At 41.5% G+C, this 19,102-nt stretch carries 17 protein-coding genes; 5 read left to right on the top strand and 12 right to left on the bottom strand.

Going from position 1 to position 19,102, the window contains the following annotated elements:
* Positions 1-3: 3 nt before the first annotated feature.
* From LFUMFP_RS01735 to LFUMFP_RS01720, 4 genes are all read right to left on the bottom strand, one after another.
* Positions 4-951 carry a class A sortase gene (locus tag LFUMFP_RS01735; RefSeq protein ID WP_106482959.1) on the bottom strand — a complete coding sequence of 316 codons (948 nt, stop codon included), beginning with the start codon at positions 949-951 and terminating at the stop codon, positions 4-6.
* Positions 952-1,070: 119 nt separating this feature from the next.
* Positions 1,071-4,061 carry a VaFE repeat-containing surface-anchored protein gene (locus LFUMFP_RS01730; RefSeq protein WP_025082658.1) on the bottom strand — a complete coding sequence of 997 codons (2,991 nt, stop codon included), beginning with the start codon at positions 4,059-4,061 and terminating at the stop codon, positions 1,071-1,073.
* 230 nt (positions 4,062-4,291) lie between these two features.
* Positions 4,292-5,965 carry a DUF6792 domain-containing protein gene (locus tag LFUMFP_RS01725; RefSeq protein WP_025082657.1) on the bottom strand — a complete coding sequence of 558 codons (1,674 nt, stop codon included), beginning with the start codon at positions 5,963-5,965 and terminating at the stop codon, positions 4,292-4,294.
* Positions 5,966-6,093: 128 nt separating this feature from the next.
* The gene (locus tag LFUMFP_RS01720; protein WP_106482958.1) at positions 6,094-7,038 is read right to left on the bottom strand and encodes an ADP-ribosylglycohydrolase family protein; all 945 of its coding nucleotides are present in this window, start codon (positions 7,036-7,038) and stop codon (positions 6,094-6,096) included.
* 172 nt (positions 7,039-7,210) lie between these two features.
* On the opposite strand from LFUMFP_RS01720, the gene LFUMFP_RS01715 reads away from it, so the two are divergent.
* From LFUMFP_RS01715 to LFUMFP_RS01695, 5 genes are all read left to right on the top strand, one after another.
* Complete coding sequence (locus LFUMFP_RS01715; protein WP_233210613.1) at positions 7,211-8,554, top strand: MFS transporter; 1,344 nt, start codon at positions 7,211-7,213, stop codon at positions 8,552-8,554.
* A 9-nt stretch (positions 8,555-8,563) separates the two neighbouring features.
* Positions 8,564-8,998 carry a MarR family winged helix-turn-helix transcriptional regulator gene (locus LFUMFP_RS01710; protein WP_106482957.1) on the top strand — a complete coding sequence of 145 codons (435 nt, stop codon included), beginning with the start codon at positions 8,564-8,566 and terminating at the stop codon, positions 8,996-8,998.
* A 412-nt stretch (positions 8,999-9,410) separates the two neighbouring features.
* Positions 9,411-10,166 (top strand): class I SAM-dependent methyltransferase, encoded by a 756-nt coding sequence (locus tag LFUMFP_RS01705; protein ID WP_106482956.1) that lies wholly within the window; start codon positions 9,411-9,413, stop codon positions 10,164-10,166.
* An 18-nt stretch (positions 10,167-10,184) separates the two neighbouring features.
* Complete coding sequence (locus tag LFUMFP_RS01700; RefSeq protein ID WP_106482955.1) at positions 10,185-10,529, top strand: cupin domain-containing protein; 345 nt, start codon at positions 10,185-10,187, stop codon at positions 10,527-10,529.
* On the top strand, positions 10,526-10,834 hold the full coding sequence (locus LFUMFP_RS01695) for a cupin domain-containing protein (protein ID WP_106482954.1): 309 nt from the start codon (positions 10,526-10,528) through the stop codon (positions 10,832-10,834). Before LFUMFP_RS01700 ends, LFUMFP_RS01695 begins: the two co-directional genes overlap by 4 nt.
* A 179-nt stretch (positions 10,835-11,013) precedes the next feature.
* Here LFUMFP_RS01695 and LFUMFP_RS01690 read toward each other — a convergent pair whose 3' ends face one another.
* From LFUMFP_RS01690 to LFUMFP_RS01660, 8 genes are all read right to left on the bottom strand, one after another.
* Positions 11,014-11,787, bottom strand: coding sequence for a nucleotidyltransferase domain-containing protein (locus LFUMFP_RS01690; RefSeq protein WP_233210612.1), 774 nt, complete (start codon positions 11,785-11,787; stop codon positions 11,014-11,016).
* Positions 11,788-11,856: 69 nt separating this feature from the next.
* Positions 11,857-12,576, bottom strand: a complete 720-nt coding sequence (locus LFUMFP_RS01685; protein WP_056950414.1) for a MerR family transcriptional regulator — start codon at positions 12,574-12,576, stop codon at positions 11,857-11,859.
* 120 nt (positions 12,577-12,696) lie between these two features.
* Positions 12,697-12,825: a hypothetical protein gene (locus LFUMFP_RS10000; RefSeq protein ID WP_035438842.1), complete on the bottom strand. Its 129-nt coding sequence runs from the start codon at positions 12,823-12,825 to the stop codon at positions 12,697-12,699.
* Positions 12,826-12,980: 155 nt separating this feature from the next.
* Positions 12,981-14,270: an L-cysteine desulfidase family protein gene (locus LFUMFP_RS01680; RefSeq protein ID WP_106482953.1), complete on the bottom strand. Its 1,290-nt coding sequence runs from the start codon at positions 14,268-14,270 to the stop codon at positions 12,981-12,983.
* Positions 14,271-14,440: 170 nt separating this feature from the next.
* The gene (locus tag LFUMFP_RS01675) at positions 14,441-15,838 is read right to left on the bottom strand and encodes an Nramp family divalent metal transporter (protein WP_106482952.1); all 1,398 of its coding nucleotides are present in this window, start codon (positions 15,836-15,838) and stop codon (positions 14,441-14,443) included.
* A gap of 283 nt (positions 15,839-16,121) precedes the next feature.
* Positions 16,122-16,340, bottom strand: coding sequence for a hypothetical protein (locus LFUMFP_RS01670; RefSeq protein WP_106482951.1), 219 nt, complete (start codon positions 16,338-16,340; stop codon positions 16,122-16,124).
* 188 nt (positions 16,341-16,528) lie between these two features.
* Positions 16,529-17,545: an alcohol dehydrogenase AdhP gene (gene adhP / locus LFUMFP_RS01665; RefSeq protein WP_106482950.1), complete on the bottom strand. Its 1,017-nt coding sequence runs from the start codon at positions 17,543-17,545 to the stop codon at positions 16,529-16,531.
* A 76-nt stretch (positions 17,546-17,621) separates the two neighbouring features.
* Positions 17,622-18,800, bottom strand: a complete 1,179-nt coding sequence (locus tag LFUMFP_RS01660) for a cation:proton antiporter (protein ID WP_106482949.1) — start codon at positions 18,798-18,800, stop codon at positions 17,622-17,624.
* Between the last annotated feature and the right edge of the window lie 302 nt (positions 18,801-19,102).

The following is a 19,102-nucleotide window of genomic DNA, read 5'->3' as shown; positions in this document are numbered from 1 at the left end:
CTCCTATTCGTTCAATTTATTTTTGATTTTAATCAATCCAACTAGAATGATTAAGTATCCGATTGCTAACAGGTAAGAAAACTCATGGGCAACGGCAAAAATCTGCACCGTCTTGTCGCGCACCGTCTTCTGAATCGATTGAGGTTGGCTAAATTGTTCAACAACTTCGGATTGTGGCTGAGATACCTGCTTTTTATCGGCGGCCGTTTGAGGCTTAGTTTGTGTCGTTTGTTGGGTGGCACTCACTAACCCCAACCCTTTTTTAATCGTAGTTGCCGCCTGCTTTGCGGGATATTTTTTAACAAATTCACCCTGGACGACCATTCGATTAGGCGTATTTAAGGCGCCTTCGCATCTAAATAACGTTATTTTAGCTGATTCACCCTGAACGGGTTCTTGCAACAATTCACCGTTCACTTGATTTTCGATTTTATGAATACTGACTCGGTATTCATAGACGTTAACAAAATCGGTCGCGTAAATTATATCTGCAACCTTAGCTTGATTTAACTGTGCCAGCGGACCACCGCCTTGCACCAGATTATGCGCCAACACCACATAATTATCACGACCTAATTGCTGATTCTTTCGATAAGTCCCCACGGCAACGATTAAATTATCATTAGCCATCCCCGCCAATATTTTAGTCTGAACAGCTGCGGTTGGTATATACAATGCACCGATTCCACTTTGATTAACCAAGGTTCGATAATCAAGCTGGGCCTTAGCGTATTCGGTCGTCGTCACAGGTTTAATCTGAGCAGCATCGTAGTTAGCGCTTTGCTTAGTCTCAATCTGTTGACGCGTTTGTTCTGATTCAATCGGATGTTGTAACGTCTCCATATTGTTACCGGATCTGATCAAATTCTGATAGCCGAAAAAGACTAACGTTAATCCCAATAGACCCACAATTAACCAAATCACCGGTAATCGTTTTATTATTTTTTTCATATAACGACCTTAATTTCTGTCTAAATTAAAACGACCCACAATCCTAATTGGGGATTATGGGTCGCTTTGTTGGATATTCATCTGATAACTGAATGTTCAACAGCTACCCCAAATAATGATTAACGGTTACTCGTCCGTTTCTTATCAACAAGATAGTACCATAATCCTGCTGATAACGCACCTAATAAGACGATCCAAGTCATGATTGACCCCACCGTCCCCGAAGTTTGTGGATAACTTGGCGTCTTCGGTGGATTTGGCGTATTTGGTGTGTTCGGTACGTTTGGTACATTCGGTTTTCTAACGGTGATTGTTTGCGCTGTATCATTAATATCTTCATGCACCGCAACTTCTTTGCCATTTTGCGTTAATTTTTCAAACGCTACAAGCGTTTTACCTGCTAACGCACTGGCATCAAATGTGAACATCACGTTAACCGTCCCAGCAGCTTTAGTTGGGATAAAGGTTGTTGAACCCGTCACTTCTTTACCATCGACTAACAATGGTTTGCTGGTGTCCTTGTCCATCAGAACACCGCTAACCGTATATTTTTTACCCGGTGTTAAATCCGTATATTTAACGGCATCATTGATGGTGACTTTTTGATCTGGGTTGATAACTTTGTCGCCATCGGCTTTATCAGTTGCGGTTGTGCCAATTTTTGGATTATTAATCGTGACCGTTTGGCCTTCATCATTAATATCTTCGTGAACAGTCACTTCTTTACCATTTTGCATTAATTTTTCAAATGCAACGACTGTTTTACCTTTTAATGCACTGGCGTTAAAGGTAAATGTCACATTAACCGTGCCAGTTGCTGCAGTTGGTGTGAAGGTTGTTGAACCCGTCACTTCTTTGCCATCGGCTAATAATGGTTTGTTGGTCGCCTTATCCATTAAAACACCACTAACCGTATATTCCTTACCCGGTGTTAAATCCGTGTATTTAACGGCATCGTTAATCGTTGTTTTAGCTTCTGGGTCAACTAATTTGTCGCCATCGGCTTTATCCGTTGCAGTTGTCCCAATCTTCGGATTATTAATCGTGACCGTTTGGCCTTCATCGTTAATATCTTCATGGACCGCAACTTCTTTACCAGCTTGCGTCTCCTTTTCGTAAACAACGACTGTTTTACCTTTTAGAGCACTCGCGTTGAAGGTGAATTCGACGTTAACTGTACCATCAGCTTTGGTTGGGGTAAACGTTGTTGAACCCGTTACTTCCTTACCATCGGCTAATAATGGTTTGTTGGTCGCCTTATCCATTAAAACGCCACTAACTGTATATTCTTTACCTGGTGTTAACCCAGTATATTTAACAGCGTCGTTGATCGTTGTTTTAGTGTCTGGATCAACTAATTTGTCGCCATCGGCTTTATCCGTTGCGGTTGTCCCAATCTTCGGATTATTAATCGTGACCGTTTGACCTTCATCGTTAATATCTTCATGAACCGCAACTTCTTTACCAGCTTGAGTCGCCTTTTCGTAAACAACGACTGTTTTACCTTTTAAAGCACTCGCGTTAAACGTGAATTCGACGTTAACTGTACCGTCAGCTTTGGTTGGGGTAAACGTTGTTGAACCCGTCACTTCTTTGCCATCAGCTAACAATGGTTGGTTAGTGGCTTTATCCATTAATGTCCCGTTAACGGTGTATTCTTTACCAGGAATTAAATTGGTATATTTAACAGCATCGTTGATCGTTGTTTTAGTGTCTGGATCAACTAATTTATCACCATCGGCTTTATCCGTTGCCGTTGTCCCAATGTTTGGATTATTAATCGTGACCGTTTGACCTTCATCGTTAATATCTTCGTGGACCGCAACTTCTTTACCAGCTTGAGTCGCTTTTTCATAAACAACGACTGTTTTACCTTTTAATGCACTGGCGTTAAACGTGAATTCAACGTTAACTGTGCCAGTAGCGGCCGTTGGTGTGAAGGTTGTTGAACCCATCACTTCCTTACCATCAGCTAACAATGGTTGGTTAGTGGCTTTATCCATTAATGTCCCGTTAACGGTGTATTCTTTACCAGGAATTAAATTGGTATATTTAACGGCATCGTTAATCGTCACTTGTTGGTCAGCGTCTACCGTTTTGTCACCGTCTGCTTTATCAGTGGCAGTTGTCCCAATTTCTGGGGTAACCGTTGACCACTTCATATCAGATTGAGCTGTTTCGTCATCACTGATATATTCATCCCCAACTACTAATGCTTGTTGTTGATTAGCAGCTGGCCGATCGTATTTCATAAATGAGAATGACGTTGTGCCACCTTTAGCCACGATTTCAATGGCATCGCTTGGCGTTGTGTTAGGCACAGTAATCGTAAATTGATCACCAACATTCACCTTAACACCTTGGGTTGCACTAATATCAGCAGTTCCCGTCGGTGAAATAATCTTAGCGCCTTCGATATTTTTGTTCAATGTGACTGTTGCATTACCGGCTAAATCATGAGGGGCCGTTAACGTATATTTTTGACTATAAACACCGTTAGCATCAGTCATTGAACCGACTTTGGCTAATTGAATTGATAAATCTTCCTTAACCCAATTCGTTAAATTAGCAACACCCGCTGCTAATTGTGGATTGGTAATTGTAAATTGGCTCATATCCCAAGTAGGAACAATCGTGTGCACCATCCATTGGGTCGTGGTAAAGGCATCAACATTACTTAGGGTTGTGACCCCTTGGCCCTTATACACTTGTGTGCCATTTTCAACATAACCTAATTTTAACAAATTACTTAATTCTTTTTTCTGAGTAGCTGTCAAATCATCCAACGGTTGTGAAGCACCGTTCGGACTTGCTTGATTAAAGTTTAGACAATAAGCAATTATATTATCCGTCATATTCTTAAATTTTTGACCATTCCATGGATTTCCTTGTTTATCTTCAGCAAACCCCGTAATAATCCCAGCATTATCAACATGTAGATATGAACCACCTAATTCAATACCATCATTCCATTTCCCATTGCTAGCACCAATTGGCTGAAATGTTTTGCTTCCACTCGGAACACTTTGTGCAAAAGCGGAAACTGGACTGATAAAAACTTGTAATAGTACTACTAGTACGCCTAATAGCCGACCAATTTTCTTTAACATATTAGATCTCCTCCCATACTATAAAACGCTTTCTGCGACTTGAAAAATATATAATGTTTCCCCCTAATTAATTGCATCCATTAATAAAGCATGCAATTAATTATTACACCCCTATATTAACAGAAACTGATACATAAATAAACTCTTTTACGGCATTAACTTTCTAGACAACAAAAAAAACAGTTTTAATCTGAATCAGCTACACTAATTCAAATCAAAACTGCCAATCTCTATTTAAAATACCGCGCGCCACTAATCGTATGACAATAAATCACAGTTTCAACCATCTCGTTATTAACACTACTTAAGAACGGCCATTCACCCTTCAAAACTTCCAGCGCTGTCCGCGGTTTCGATAATTCTTTCTCGAAATGAGCTTGAACCACAACTGGCGAATCATTAAAAATATGAGCATCACAGAGATAACGGGCAAAATCGTTAAAAATGGCCTTGGCTTCCGGTGTTTTAATCGCGTTATAGGCATCCCGTAACGCCTGCAACCCATACGTTAACAGTCCCGCCAACATAATCGAACCGTTACTATTTTCAACCCGTTTTAGATGGTGAATTAGATTCCCCCAGAATTGACTGTAAAACGCCAAATCTGTCGGATCTAAATACGGTGTGATGTCCGCGATGAACGGGTAATCCCAGTTTTTAGTGGTTAAATATTGCGCCGTACCAATGTAAAAAGTGTACGGAAAACCAAAGTAAATCCGGGTTAAATCCTTAACGAACCAATCATTTTGAATTTCATCAAACGGGCCAACTAACTGGCGCATCTCTTGGGCGATTGCTGGGCTTTGCGTGTCCGCTTTCGTTAATTCAAAAAGTTGCCGCCAAGTTTGTTCATCGAATAAATCGGGACGATAATGTTTAATTTGTTTCAACTGAATTGGTGCGGCATTCAACGTGTAACCTGCATCGAATGGCCGGTCCAACAGTTGTAACGTTTGAACAAAATGGCCGCCCAATGAATGGCCTAACGCATAAATTTTAGTCGCCGGATCAATCTTAGCCATCCGTCGAACCAGATACCGCGTAAAACGGCGAGCTAGTTGCAATTGTTCGTCATTATGTGGATGACCAATCAACATCGCATCAATGTTATATTTCCAATCCTGATAATTCTCACGAACATAGGTATCAAATCGTTGCCGGAATGATGGCACTTGCGGATTTTCCATACTGCCTTCAGTCCCTTTATACGAGATAAAGCATTGTCCTTGACCGTTTAAAATAAACCGATAAGCAACCGCTGAAAAACCAACCGCTTCCGCATTCGGCAATACTGTCCGCGCATTGTAAAAAATAACCCCGTCCACCGTCTGTTGTGTATAACGGTAGATTAGAAATATCACGTAACGTTTTAATTCATCTTCCGTAAAATAAATATCTAAATAATTAAGCATCATTAAATCTAATTTAAATTGACGACTCGCCATTAATTCAGTCACTGGGGCGACACGTGGCTTAAACGCATTTTTAAACGCAAGCGGTGCCTGCTGAAGTAAATAGGCCAAAATTTGATTCACCACGGCATTACTTTCATCCAATTTCTCATTTTGTAACGCCACCAATAAATCTTGTAGCTGTTCACTTTGCGTCTGTGGTGTAGCAGTTTTAGCTTGGTTCGCTGGCGTCTCTTGATTGATGATCTTTAAGCGTTGGCTTTTTGCCCGGACGTAAACATCGCCGGTGATCTGCGTTAATAATTGCGTGCGTTGTTGGCGCAATTGTTGATATTGGAATCGCAACCGATTGTTCCGTTTCAATAATGCCGATTCTTGGGTTTGGTCATTCATCAATGGCACGGCCAAATGCGCACGAAACTGTAGCTTACCGAGTTCGGCTAACGTTTCTTCATACCGCATCAACGTCTGAATCACTTGTTCAATTGCCATGCAAACACCCCCTGATTGATAGCCTTATTATAACCAAATTACTTTAAAAATAGAAAAATATCGATCGTTCAACGCTTATTTTAAGACAAATTTATGCCGGTATTGTTTGTTAGATTAGAGTAGCAAACTCATTTTTGATAATAATCACTAAATCCCACTAAATTACACCGGAGTAAACTTTGATTTTGCAAAGTTTGTCGCCATTCATCAGGAATTTCTGCCATCCCGTATAGTGCACCCGCTAACGTCCCAGCTACCATGGCAACCGTATCTGTATCCTCACCTAGATTAACGGCTGCTAACACCGTATCTCGATAAGTCGCATTCGTCAGCACACACCAAATTGCTGCCTCTAATGTATCAACGACATACCCTGAACTGTTAATTTCAGCCACACGCAACTGAATAAAATCGGGTTGAAATAACCGCTGATAATGGCCTAATTCCGATTTATATTGTTTCGCTAAATTCTGTTGCAATTGTTGTTGAATATGCACTAATCCTTTCTGACAGTCTTCGCCAAGTAAAATGGCTCTCAATAATTCGACATAAATGATTGCCCCAACAATTGCTCGGGGATGGTTGTGGGTCACTCGCGTATAAGCGGTTATTTTTTGAATTCGTTTTCCAATCTGTTGAACGTCCAAATTCTCAAAAACTAGTGGCGACAACCGCATAATTGCCCCGTTGCCATTGTCATTGACTGTTGTGCCACCACACTCTAACGGTGGTATACCGTTTAAATAACGTTGTAATGCCGTCGTTGTCCCAATCCCAATGTCAAAGTATTCCCCAAACGGTGTATATTCACCTGATTGATACCAATCAACAAACCGTTGCATTAAATCATCCAAATTACCATCAGCTTGTAAATTTGCCATTAAACAAAGCGTCATCGACGTATCATCAGACCATGATCCAGCTGGCATTAAATGTGTGCCAAGACCAATCATCCGATTAACAGGTTGTTTTTTTAACGTTGCACGTTTTAAAAACTCAACTGGGACACCTAGTGCATCACCAACAAAGCCGCCTAGTAATACTGCATAAATTCGTTCTTGGTTAATTTTCATTGATACCACCCCTACAATTCAATTGTTTCGATTATAACAAATTAGCCAAAACAAATCTTTTATTCACATTAACCGTTTTCAGAAAATTAACCCTTGCAATTACATTCAAATGCATTTAAAATAGAAACATTCACTTGAATCTATTAAATTTTTGAAGAAGAGGTTTTTATTTTTGACAAACAGTAGAAGAAACTTAATTAGCGTCATTCTCTTAACCACCGCCTTTCTCGCCTTATTGAACCAAACGGCGATGATTACCGCGCTCCCCATCATTACGGATAACTTCCACATCTCACTAAACTTGGCCCAATGGCTGACTTCCGGTTACATTCTGGTCATCGGTTTGATTACCCCACTATCGGCGAATTTAATCGATAAATATTCGAGTCGTCAAATCTTTATCGGTGTCGTGGGACTGCTCCTATTTGGTAGTTTAGTCGGACCTTTAACCAATAATTTTTACATTTTATTGGCTGCCCGCTTACTCCAAGCCGTTGCTGGTGGGATTCTGATGACCTTTGTCCAAATCAGTTTGATTTCCTTATACCCGGTTGAAAAACGGGGAGCGGTCCTTGGCATGGTAGCGCTCGTAATTTCTGCTGGCCCCGCAATTGGGCCTAGTTTCTCAGGACTCGTCATGCAATTTTTCTCATGGAAGGCGCTCTTTTACATCGTCAGCCCAATTATCGCCCTCTTATTGATTTTAGGGATTTGTTTCTTGCCTAATTTCTCTGAACCAAAGGCCGTTAAAATCGATATGCCATCCGTTATGAGTTCGATTATCGGTTTAGGCTCAATTCTCGGGAGTATTTCATTATTCTCAAGTAACGTATTAGGTGCAGCCATCCTATTAATTTTCGGCATCCTAGTCACTTTCTATTTTGTCCACCGTCAATTAACCTTAACGACACCGCTCCTTAATCTACGGCTCTTTAAAAAAGCCAGCTTCACTAAAATGACATTAATCGTGATGTTGATTTTCGGGATTCTAATCGGGACTGAAGCACTCTTGCCGATTTTCCTCGAAAACGTCAATCATTATTCTAGCCTAATCGCCGGTTTGGTCTTACTACCCGGCGCCATCGCGAACACGATTTGTGCCCCAATCGTCGGTCGTTATTATGACCAACATGGTCCCAAAGTACCGATTACAATTGGTGTCGTACTATTACTGATTTCATCAATCCCCTTAGTTTTCCTAACCAAACAAACCAACATTTGGATCGTAATTATTGCCTACATCATTCGACTCATCGGTGTTTCAACGATCATTCCAACTGCCGTTACGGAGGCCTTATCCGAATTAGCACCCGCTGAAATTAGCCACGGCACCGCCATCAGTAATACCTTGCGTCAAATTACCGGTTCCGCTTTTACAACTTTGATGATCTTAATCACAACGATTCCTGCTCAATTTGTGACTGGTTTCCATTTAGCGATTTGGCTAACTGTGATTTGTACGGTATTATTAATGTTAATCGCAATCACCTACTTGCGTTCACCTAAAAAAGCATGAGGTAAGCCAATGGTTAATCAACTGGAAAAAATGATTTCAATTTATAATCGTATGATTCGTGAATATCTCAATCGTGAATTACGCCCGTATAATCTGAGCGAAAGTAATTTCTATTACGTTTTATTCATTTGTGATCAACCCGGTATCTCCCAGAAACAACTCTTACACCAACTTTTCCGACAACAAAGCATTGTCACTAAAGCCGTCAATTATCTGATTAAAAATGATTGGATTGAAATGGTGATTGATCCCAATGATAAGCGCCAACGGTTACTCTACCCAACCGAACACGCAAAGACCGTCTACCCAGCGATTAAAAAAATCGCAATGGCCGGCAGTGACTACGCTCAAACCGGTTTAACCCCGACAGAAACCGAAACGTTAAATTATTTGGTTGAAAAAGCGGTCAAACACCTCGCACCCCCGGATCAATCTTTTGAATAATTTTCTTAAAAACAAGCTGTGACAGAACTCGGTTATCAATTGAGTGCTAACACACACGGTTTGATTCTGAGCATTAGCCTAGTTTCGCGAATAAATCCGGTTTATGGGCTTGTTTACGAAACGTCGCTAAGCACAGGAATCAGTGGGTGTTGGCACGTTATCAATTGAGTATCAAGTTGAAAAATCCGATTATCCTGAATTTAGGGATAATCGGATTTTTTGATTTTAACGGAAATTGATGAGTTCTGGCGCGCGTCAAAAAAGAATATGCGTTTATTTCTGAATAATAAGACTTATGCCACGACCTTTTTTTGTTATCAATTTAACAAGTACGCTTACTCACATTGACTTCCAGCTTAAAATTCCTTAAAATAAATGAGAATGATTCTCAATTAAAAAAGGAGTGCTTACTATGCCTCAAAAAGAAGTCGGCCACCATTTCTTAGCCCGTTTAGGTAAGAAACGATTACGACCGGGTGGTATTACCGCCACCAACTGGCTAATGGCCCAAGGTCAATTAACCTCAGAAACTCAAATTCTCGAAGTCGCCTGCAATATGGGCACCACTTCGATTGAACTCGCTACGCAATATCACGCTCAAATTACTGGCGTTGATCTTGACCCTAAGGCCCTTGCCAAAGCGCAACAGAATATCGAACGCGCCGGGGTGACGGATTACGTCCATTTACAACAGGCCAATGCGCTTAAACTGCCTTTTGCCGATAATACTTTCGACATCGTCATTAATGAAGCCATGTTGACGATGCTCAATCAAGGGGCCAAAGAAAAAGCATTGCAAGAATATTACCGGGTGCTCAAACCCGGTGGCCACTTATTAACGCACGACGTTGCTTTTCAAGATCCAGCTGTGACGGCCGTCTTAGATACCTTGCGCCACACGATTAACGTCAACGTTGAACCACTCCAAGTTGATACTTGGACGGCTTTATTTAGCGGGATTGGTTTCAAAAATGTCACCCGGACAACCGGTAAAATGACGTTGATGTCGGCCAAAGGGATGCTTAAAGATGAAGGCTTGTTCAACACCATCAAGATTATCTCGCGCGGATTGCAACCCGCCAACCGCCAAATGTTTAAACAAATGCACCACTTCTTCACCAAAACCGGTAAAGACCTTTGCTACATCGCCGTTTGCAGTACCAAATAACTCAAAGGAAATGATGAGATGTCTTACATTCAAAAATTAACGCCTGGGAAAGTCCTCAATCTCCGCGAAGAAGTCCCTTTGGAAGAAGAACAGATGCTCAGTAAAACGTTGGTCCAACGGCCAGATTTGGGCATGACCCTTTTCTCAGTCGCAACCGGGCAAGAAATCGGTCGGCACACGGCCACTGGTGACGCGATGGTCAACATCTTATCCGGTATCGCTAAAATCACGATTAACGACCAAGTTTCAATCGTCCGCGCAGGCGAAACGATTGTGATGCCGGCCAATATTCCGCACAGTTTGTACGCCGAAGACGGTTTCCAAATGTTATTAGTTGTGGTTAAACCTGAGGTCAACGCATGATGACCCAACTACATTTAAACGAGCTGGTTCACTATCACGACCAACAAATCACCAGTCGCAGCCTCAATTCACGCCTGGCAATCGAACAACCAACAACGCTCTACGCTTTTGCTCAAGCCGAAACAATCAGCAATGAAACTAGCGAGCAGACTAAACTAATTACGATTCTAGACGGCTGTCTAGTGATTACCCAAAAATCGCAACCAATCACCGCACAAACTGGGGATTTAATCACGATCCCAGCCGGTACCTTACACGGTTTCTCCGCGCAAACTGATTGTCGTTTCTTACAAATCGAACTATAAAAAAACAAGCTGTGACAGAACTTGGTTATCAATTGAGTATCAAGTTGAAAAATCCGATTATCCTGAATTTAGGGATAATCGGATTTTTTGATTTGAACGGAAATTGATGAGTTCTGGCGCGCGTCAAAAAAATATTCGTCTAATATCAGAATACGACGACTTATGTCACTGCCCTGTTTTCATTTAATTAATGACATAAAAAGCGTATCTAATGGTTCCCAAGCATTCTGTTGTAACTCGTTCATCATTTGCGCTTGCTGTTCCATTTGGCTGATATGACTGGCAATATATTCATCTAATTCTGGGACGCGCGCGACCCGTTTTAATTCTGGAACATCAACCTTTTGTGCCAATAATTTAGCAACAGCAGGTTGTAATTCCTGCGGTAACTTAGCCGCCACCAGTTCAGCGAATCGCATTGGCGGATTAGTCCCCTCTTCTAAAATCCATTGACTCGCTAAAATCGCGCGAAGGACATAGAAGTATTTTTTAATTTTGACTTGTTTTAATTCAACATTTAAAAATTCTCGTTGATTCGTATTAGCCATGTGCCAATAGTGATACAAGCTTTTCTTCTTTGAAAAATATTGTGGCAAAATTGCTTTAAACTGTTCAAACTTAGGTGATTGATAGTAAACAATTGGTGAACTTGCCCATTCAAACAGTGTTGGATTAGAACGATACAATAGTTTCAACGCTTTTTGTAAATCCCAACCACTGATATCTAGTGTTTCATCTAATTGCCATTCGATCACGTCGCGTTGTGCTTCTAATTTCAAATAATCCGTTGCAGACCGAACGTAAATAAAGCGAATATCGTAATCACTATCTGGCGATGCGAAGTCCCACGCCCGGCTACCCGATTCAACAGCCATCATAACTTCAACGTTTTCTCGAGCTTCAATTTCTTTAATCTTTTTTGAAACTAACATCTGCATATCACTAATCATCATGACAACCCCCGTTGCGTACTTAATTAGCAATAGCATATCATGCTCGCTCATTAAAAAGAACCACAAATACTATTTACTACTAACTTCCAAGCAATAATTCTTTTGCTGACAATGCGGACAGGTCAAGACCCGCGCTTTCGTATTATGGCGGGCAAAGAACATCGTTCGCAGCCGTGGCTTAAACTGGGTTTGGCATGCCGGACAGACATATTCTATCCCATCATAGTACAATTTCGACACATAGATTCCTAATCCAATCACGATTGGAATTCCTAGCCAGACCGGCCACCAGATACCTTTCGTAAATCCTAATACCAATAGACCAATTTCAATCACGTCCATTAAAAAGCCCCAAGCAAACATCTTACCGTGTAACTTCTGCAACTGCGTTTTTTTAGCCATTGCATTTTCTATGTCGATCACGTTTATTTCCCGGGAAATTTCGCCATTCTCGGTTAAGTCAGTCAATAAGAAATTAACGGACGCTTTTTGCCGTCGTAAGACTTGTTCCCGTTCCGCAATGATTTGCGTCTGTTGTTTTAACAACATCGTCAATAACGTTCGCCGTTGTTGGCTCGCCATAATTTGTTGAATATCTTTCAGTGAAAAACCTAACTGCTTATAACCGAGAATCATCCGTAATATTTGGACTTCAGTTTCAGAATAGAGACGGCGCCCGTTCTCAGACAACTGATGTGGTTTTAATAACTGGACACCATCGTAATATTGAACCGTCCGAACGGAGACACCGCACAACTTGGCTAGTTCTCCCGTGGTATAAATCGTCATAGAATATCACCTCCTTATTCAAACCATAACCCATGACGTCACGTGACGAGCAATGGTTATTTAAAACGATTAAAAAAACCTTCCAATATTAGTTAGAAGGTGTCATGATTGGACGCTAGTTTAGCGGTTAAATATCTTGGGGCCTTTACGCATATTCTTACGATCATTTTTAGCGACGTTCGTTTGTTTGGACTTGCCGCCACCCTTTTTTTGATCGATTAAAGCTTGCATTTTTTCTTTAGCATTCATTATTAGCTCTCCCTACTTATTACCCATTTAATACAATATTAACATGGATTGACCCTAGATTCGTCAATTAAATTATTTGGAAACGAAATCATTCTCTATTGCTACTCAATAAAAAACGATTTAATCCACCAATCTGCGGATTAAATCGTTCATCATTATTTAGCCATCATTACTTCTAACACCGCTGGATCAGCAGCCTTCAAGCCTTTAGTACCCAGAATACCAATCCCGTGAATCGTATCATCAATCGATTCACAAACCAAACCATTGGTGGCTGGAATCACAATACCTTGAATTGCCAGATTAACCGATCGATACATTGAACTCGTTGACGTCGCCACTTTCATCGCGCAGGAACAACCAGCCCCATCGCAAATCATACCAGGCGCATCGCCAGCCATATTCTTAATCGCCATACAAGCGGTATCGTAATCATGACCTAACAGGTAGCAAATCCCAGCAGCCGCGCCCATCCCCGCTGAATCGGTGGCACAAAAAGCGGATAAAACGGGTAAAAAGGCGTGGACGTAAATCGCCGTAAGATGTGATAACGTTTGGGCCCGAATCAATTGTTCATCCGTTGCTTCTACGTGTCGAGCAACCACACTGACCGGGACAGTCGCCGTGATGCCCTGGTTCCCAGAACCAGAATTCGACATCGCCGGTAATGGTGCCCCGCCCATGCGTGCGTCACTGGCTGCTGCGGTATACGCCATAATATTATCTTGCAAATCAGCTGGTCCTTGTCCTAAGGGATTAGCCGCATTCTTAAGTAATGATTGGCCTAGTTTCAACCCATAATCATTGGCTAAGCCTGCTTCGGCTAACGTCATATTCAATATGTCGGCTTCTTGCATGAAAGCAATTGATTCGAGCGGCGCCTGCATTGCAAAGTCCCAAACTTGCTGGAATGTAACTTGTTGCATCCCATTTTTCAAATCAGAAACAGCATGACTCGCTGGTCGTTCATGATCAATCACCCGTTGGCCATCTTTTTCAAGCCGATAAATATTCGTATGACTCCCCGCGATGTAAACCCGAACGTCACTTGTCGCGGTCTGAATCCCAACTTCGACATACAAATCATCTTCGACTGGTGCAATTTTAGCAGTCACTTTCCCCGAATACGCTAACGTTTTAATCAACGGAATTTTATCAGTTGCAATGTTGGCAATCACATCTAGCCCGGCAGTCGCATCACCCGCTAACGCGCCGGTGGCAGCCGCAATCTGCAAACCTGGTTCGCCAATGCCTGGCACCATCACGGCCATCGCATTTTTCATCACGTTTGATGAAACCAAGACTTCAATCTTTTCAATCTCGCCTTCGTCCAAATGAACCCTACAATTAGCGGCCGCAAAAGCGACTGCGATTGGTTCCGTACACCCAGTTGCCGGCTTAACACCTGCTTGTAAATTCTGAATAAATAATTTTGATGTCAACATTGTCTTTTCCTCCAGTCATTTTGAATCAAAATGGTGAAATCAATCGCATTTTATTTGCTCACTTTTTATCAATCTCTATAATGTCAGTATACGAGCTAATTAGTCGTCTGTAAAGGACACAAAAAAAGCGATTCATGCCGCATTAAACGTGGCATAAATCGCTTTTTAATTTAGGCTACTAAGCTAATTGTTTGTAAAATCAGATAGATATTTAAGAGGGTTAGCACAACCGTTACAAACCACGCGGTATATTTGACCCATGGTCGATTGACAAATGGTCCCATGATTTTTTCATCACTGGTAAACATCGTCAATGGAATCATAGATACCGGTAACGCCACACTGAGGAAAACTTGTGAATAAATCAATAGGTTTTCGACTTGGGCTTCATCACCGTGATAATAAACCGTAAAGATGATAACAGGTAGAATTGATAATCCCCGCGTAATCACTCGTCTTGCCCACAATGGAATCTTCATGCGGACGAACCCTTCCATGACAATCTGTCCTGAAAGCGTCCCGGTGATCGTCGAGTTTTGCCCAGAAGCTAATAAGGCAATCGCAAATAATAAACTCAACATCGGACTGGCAATACTGCCGACAATTTCTTTGTTTTGTAAGGCGTTGAATAAATCAACAAAGCGTCCTAACTCACTATTAGTCCCGAAGAACATTGCGGCCCCTAAGATTAATAGTAAACAGTTAACGATGAATGCAATCGATAATTGAATATTAGAATCAATGACCGTAAACTTGATTGCTTTACGTTTTTCAGCAACATCATCGCGGTCGTATTGCCGTGCTTGGGCAATTGATGAATGTAAATACAAGTTATGCGGCATAACCGTTGCCCCGACGATCCCTAATGCTAAGAATAACATCTTACGATCCGTGACAATTTTAGGATTTGGGATAAAGCCTTTTGCCACGTCGACCATATTAGGTTGTGCTAGAATCACTTCATATAAAAAGACGAATAGAATAACGGCCACTAAAGTCGCCACAATGGCTTCAATTTTACGGAAACCAAGTTTCATCAATAATAATAGCAATAATACATCAAATGCGGTAATGAGAACGCCCCATAATAGCGGGATATTGAAAATCAGTTCTAACGCGATTGCCGAACCAATGATCTCGGCAATATCGGTAGCCATGATGGCTAATTCGGTGACAATCCATAAGAAAATCCCCATTTTCTTACCGGTTTTAGCCCGCGTCATTTGGGCTAGATCCATGCCCGTCACAATTCCGAGCCGGGCTGCCATTGCTTGGAGCAACATAGCAATTAAGTTTGATACTAAAATAACACTAATCAACGTATACGCGTACTGAGCACCACCGGCAATTGACGTAATCCAATTACCAGGATCCATGTAACCAACTGCCACTAACGCCCCTGGTCCCATGAAAGCCATTAAGGTCTTCCAAAAACCCGCGTTCTTTGGAATGGCAACGGTATTGTTGATTTCTTCCAGACTACTACCATCAGCATAATGAATAAATTTCTCATGCTTTTCTTGATCGACTTCACTTTGTTGTGAATTCTCTCGCTGCTTCTTATCCATAAAAGCACCTCTTTCTCTTCGATTGAGTCGTACAACTATTAGGATTCAATGACTTTGATTTTAGGATAACCTAACTTTACTGGTCCCCACCGCTCACATAATCCTTCATTAGTTTAGCATAACTTGTTTCAATTGTCCTAGAACTCGTTTAAAAAAATTGATGACATTTTCATTATTCTTGACACCACTTGATTTGAAACCGAATCCAATTTTAGCGCACACAAAAACAGCCGTCACCGGGGGAGGTTAACGGCTGTCACTAGGGGGGAGGAATGAATTAATCTTAACAAGTCAATTTAGTTAACGAGATATTACTTAATTGCCGTCGATGCACAATAATCCGCTGCATCAATTCATGAACAACGTGTCGATCATTCGGCGCATAATGCAATATGAGCACATGCACTGAATGATCCCACTTAGCGATGACCTTACCAATGTAAGATTCCGTCATCAATTCATTGGACTGACAGCGAACTAAATCACCTACAACAATTGTCATGATTACATACCTCGTTAATTAATTTTTGACCGTGAATAAAGTATATCGTGTTCAACTTCACAAGTCAACATTTTACTTATAATTATAATTAGAAATATTTTATAATAATTGCCTATTATTTAATAGTGCACACCCTTTATTAATTCATTAATTAACTATCCCGTTTCTCAACGAATGCGCTATCGACGTTACCCCATTGAAAAGTCGATCACCATACGGCCGCTAATCGTTCCTTCAGCCATTTCAGTTAAAATTTGATTAATCGCACTCAAAGGCCGGCGCTGAACAATCGGGATCACCGCGCCTTCAGCTGCAAAGGCAAAAGCCTCTGCCAGATCAACGCGTGTGCCAACCAATGAACCAACCACCTCAATCCCATCCAACACTAATCTTGGAATTGATAAATCCATCGTTTCAACCGGTAATCCGACAGCTACGACTTTCCCAGTTGCTCGAACCGCATCAACAGCTTGGTTGAAGGCCACTTTAGAAACAGCCGTAATCACGGCAGCAGTAGCACCATCACCCGTCACGGCTTGAATCCGTTCAACGACGGCTTCTTGGCGGCCGTTAATCGTGATATCGGCTCCCAATTTTTGGGCCAACGCTAATTTTTCATCATTAATATCAACCGCAATCACTTTAGCGTTGAAGACATTTTTGGCGTATTGCAGGGCTAGATTACCTAAACCACCCATCCCAAAAATCACTAGCCATTGACCTGGGCGAACGGCAGAGACTTTAATGGCTTTATAGGTTGTCACGCCCGCACAGGTGATACTGCTCGCCGCCATTGGTTCCAAACCAGCTGGCACTTTAACCGCATAATCCGCAACGACAATACATTCTTCAGCCATCGCCCCATCAACTGTGTACCCCGCATTCTGAGCTTGCCGACAAAAAGTTTCTTGGCCGTTAACACAATAGTCACAATGGCCGCATCCTTCATAGAACCAGGCAACACTTACCCGGTCGCCAATCTTTAACGACGTCACATCTGCACCAATTTGACTGACAAGCCCAACACCTTCATGGCCTAATACGCGTCCCGGAACATCACCAAAATCGCCATTTTTAACATGTAAATCGGTATGGCAGACACCACAATATTCCATTTTCACCAAGGCTTCGTTCGCCTTAAGTGGTCTTAGTTCCTGATCAATCACATCAACCGTATGATTCTGATTCACAACTGCTGCTTTCATCATAAACACCCCTTAATGTAAACGTTTTTACAAGGTGATTATATCTTATTGCTCTATCATTCACAAGGACTTTCGGTTAACCCTTTTGACTATCAATTAACGCAACAGACTGTTGCTTTTTAATCGCGCTCTTCAAAATTAACGGCGCCACAATCGTCGTTAGTATAATGACAAAAATAATGGCTGAATAGTAGGTCTCACTAATCAACTTCGCTGCATAACCGATTTGAGCAATAATGAGCGCCATTTCACCGCGGGAAACCATCGCCGCACCAATCGTTTTAGCCCCAGCTTTTGAGACCCCAAATCTGCGGGCTCCCAAGCTACCACCAATTAATTTAGTGACAACTGCTAATATCGTCAACAATATAATGAAGACTAAATGGCGGTTTAAATCGTTAAACGTCATCGATAACCCAATACTGACAAAGAAAACCGGAATAAAGACGGTGTAGCCAATTGGTTCAATATGCCGATTGATTTCTGCCTTATAAGGTGTCTGTGAAATCGCAATTCCGGCAAAAAAGGCCCCAACGACGGTGCTCAAATCAACGGCTTCTGCTAACCAAACAAATAGGAAACAAATCGTTAACGAGACGATTGCGTTTGAATACGGCACCAACAAGCGTTGGCTGAGGTGCATAATACCGGGCACCAACCATTTAACGCTGAAATACACAACAATGAAGAATGCAAACTGTAAGGCAAAACTAATGCCTAAACTTAAATGGCCACTACTAGAAGTGGCTAATTGATTGCCAAATAAGCTCGTTAGGACACTTAAAATAATCACCGCTAATAAATCATCCACCACGGCGGCACCTAAAATAATCGTCCCTTCCTTACTTTCCAGAACGTTTAATTCCCGTAATACTTCGACTGAAATCGAAACCGAAGTCGCGGCAAAAATCACACCGATAAATAGACTTTCTAATGCGTTAATTTCAAATAATCGACAAAGGACCGTAATCGTGCCGACTGGTAATACGACCCCCAAGACCGCCACAACAACGCTCGGTTTGAGATACCGTTTTAATAATGCCAGATCACTTTCTAATCCGGCAATAAACATTAACAGCACCACACCAATTTCTGAAAAAGTATGGATAAAACTGTCTTCGTGTAAAATCCCCAATAAGGCCGGGCCCAGAATAATCCCGACTAAAAGCTGGCCAATCACCGCGGGTAAGCCCACCCGTTTACTGAAATGTCCTGCTAATAAGGTACTGATTAAAATAATTGCTAAAGTTGCCATCTAAAAATTCCTTTCATCAAAAAAAGCGCACCAAAATCCCCTTCTACCACCCTAAAGAAGGAAATCTTGAATGCGCAATGCTTCAACCGAATTAAATTTATTATACCCTTATCCTAGCATAGATCTGGGTCTCTGGCAAAATAATTTCATTAAATATTTGCTAATAATTCTCATTAGATTGACATAAATCTAATTTCTTGATATTTTAGTGTTAGTGATTAAATTTTTAGGAGGTGACTTGGTTTGACAGATAGCTCTGACGAGGCGTCGTGTTTGATTTATTTTGAAATCCCTTATTTTAG

It is taken from the genome of Latilactobacillus fuchuensis, from assembly GCF_900258455.1.
Lineage (GTDB): Bacteria > Bacillota > Bacilli > Lactobacillales > Lactobacillaceae > Latilactobacillus > Latilactobacillus fuchuensis.
Note: the sequence above shows the minus strand (reverse complement) of the source record. Positions and strands in the feature narration are given on the sequence as shown.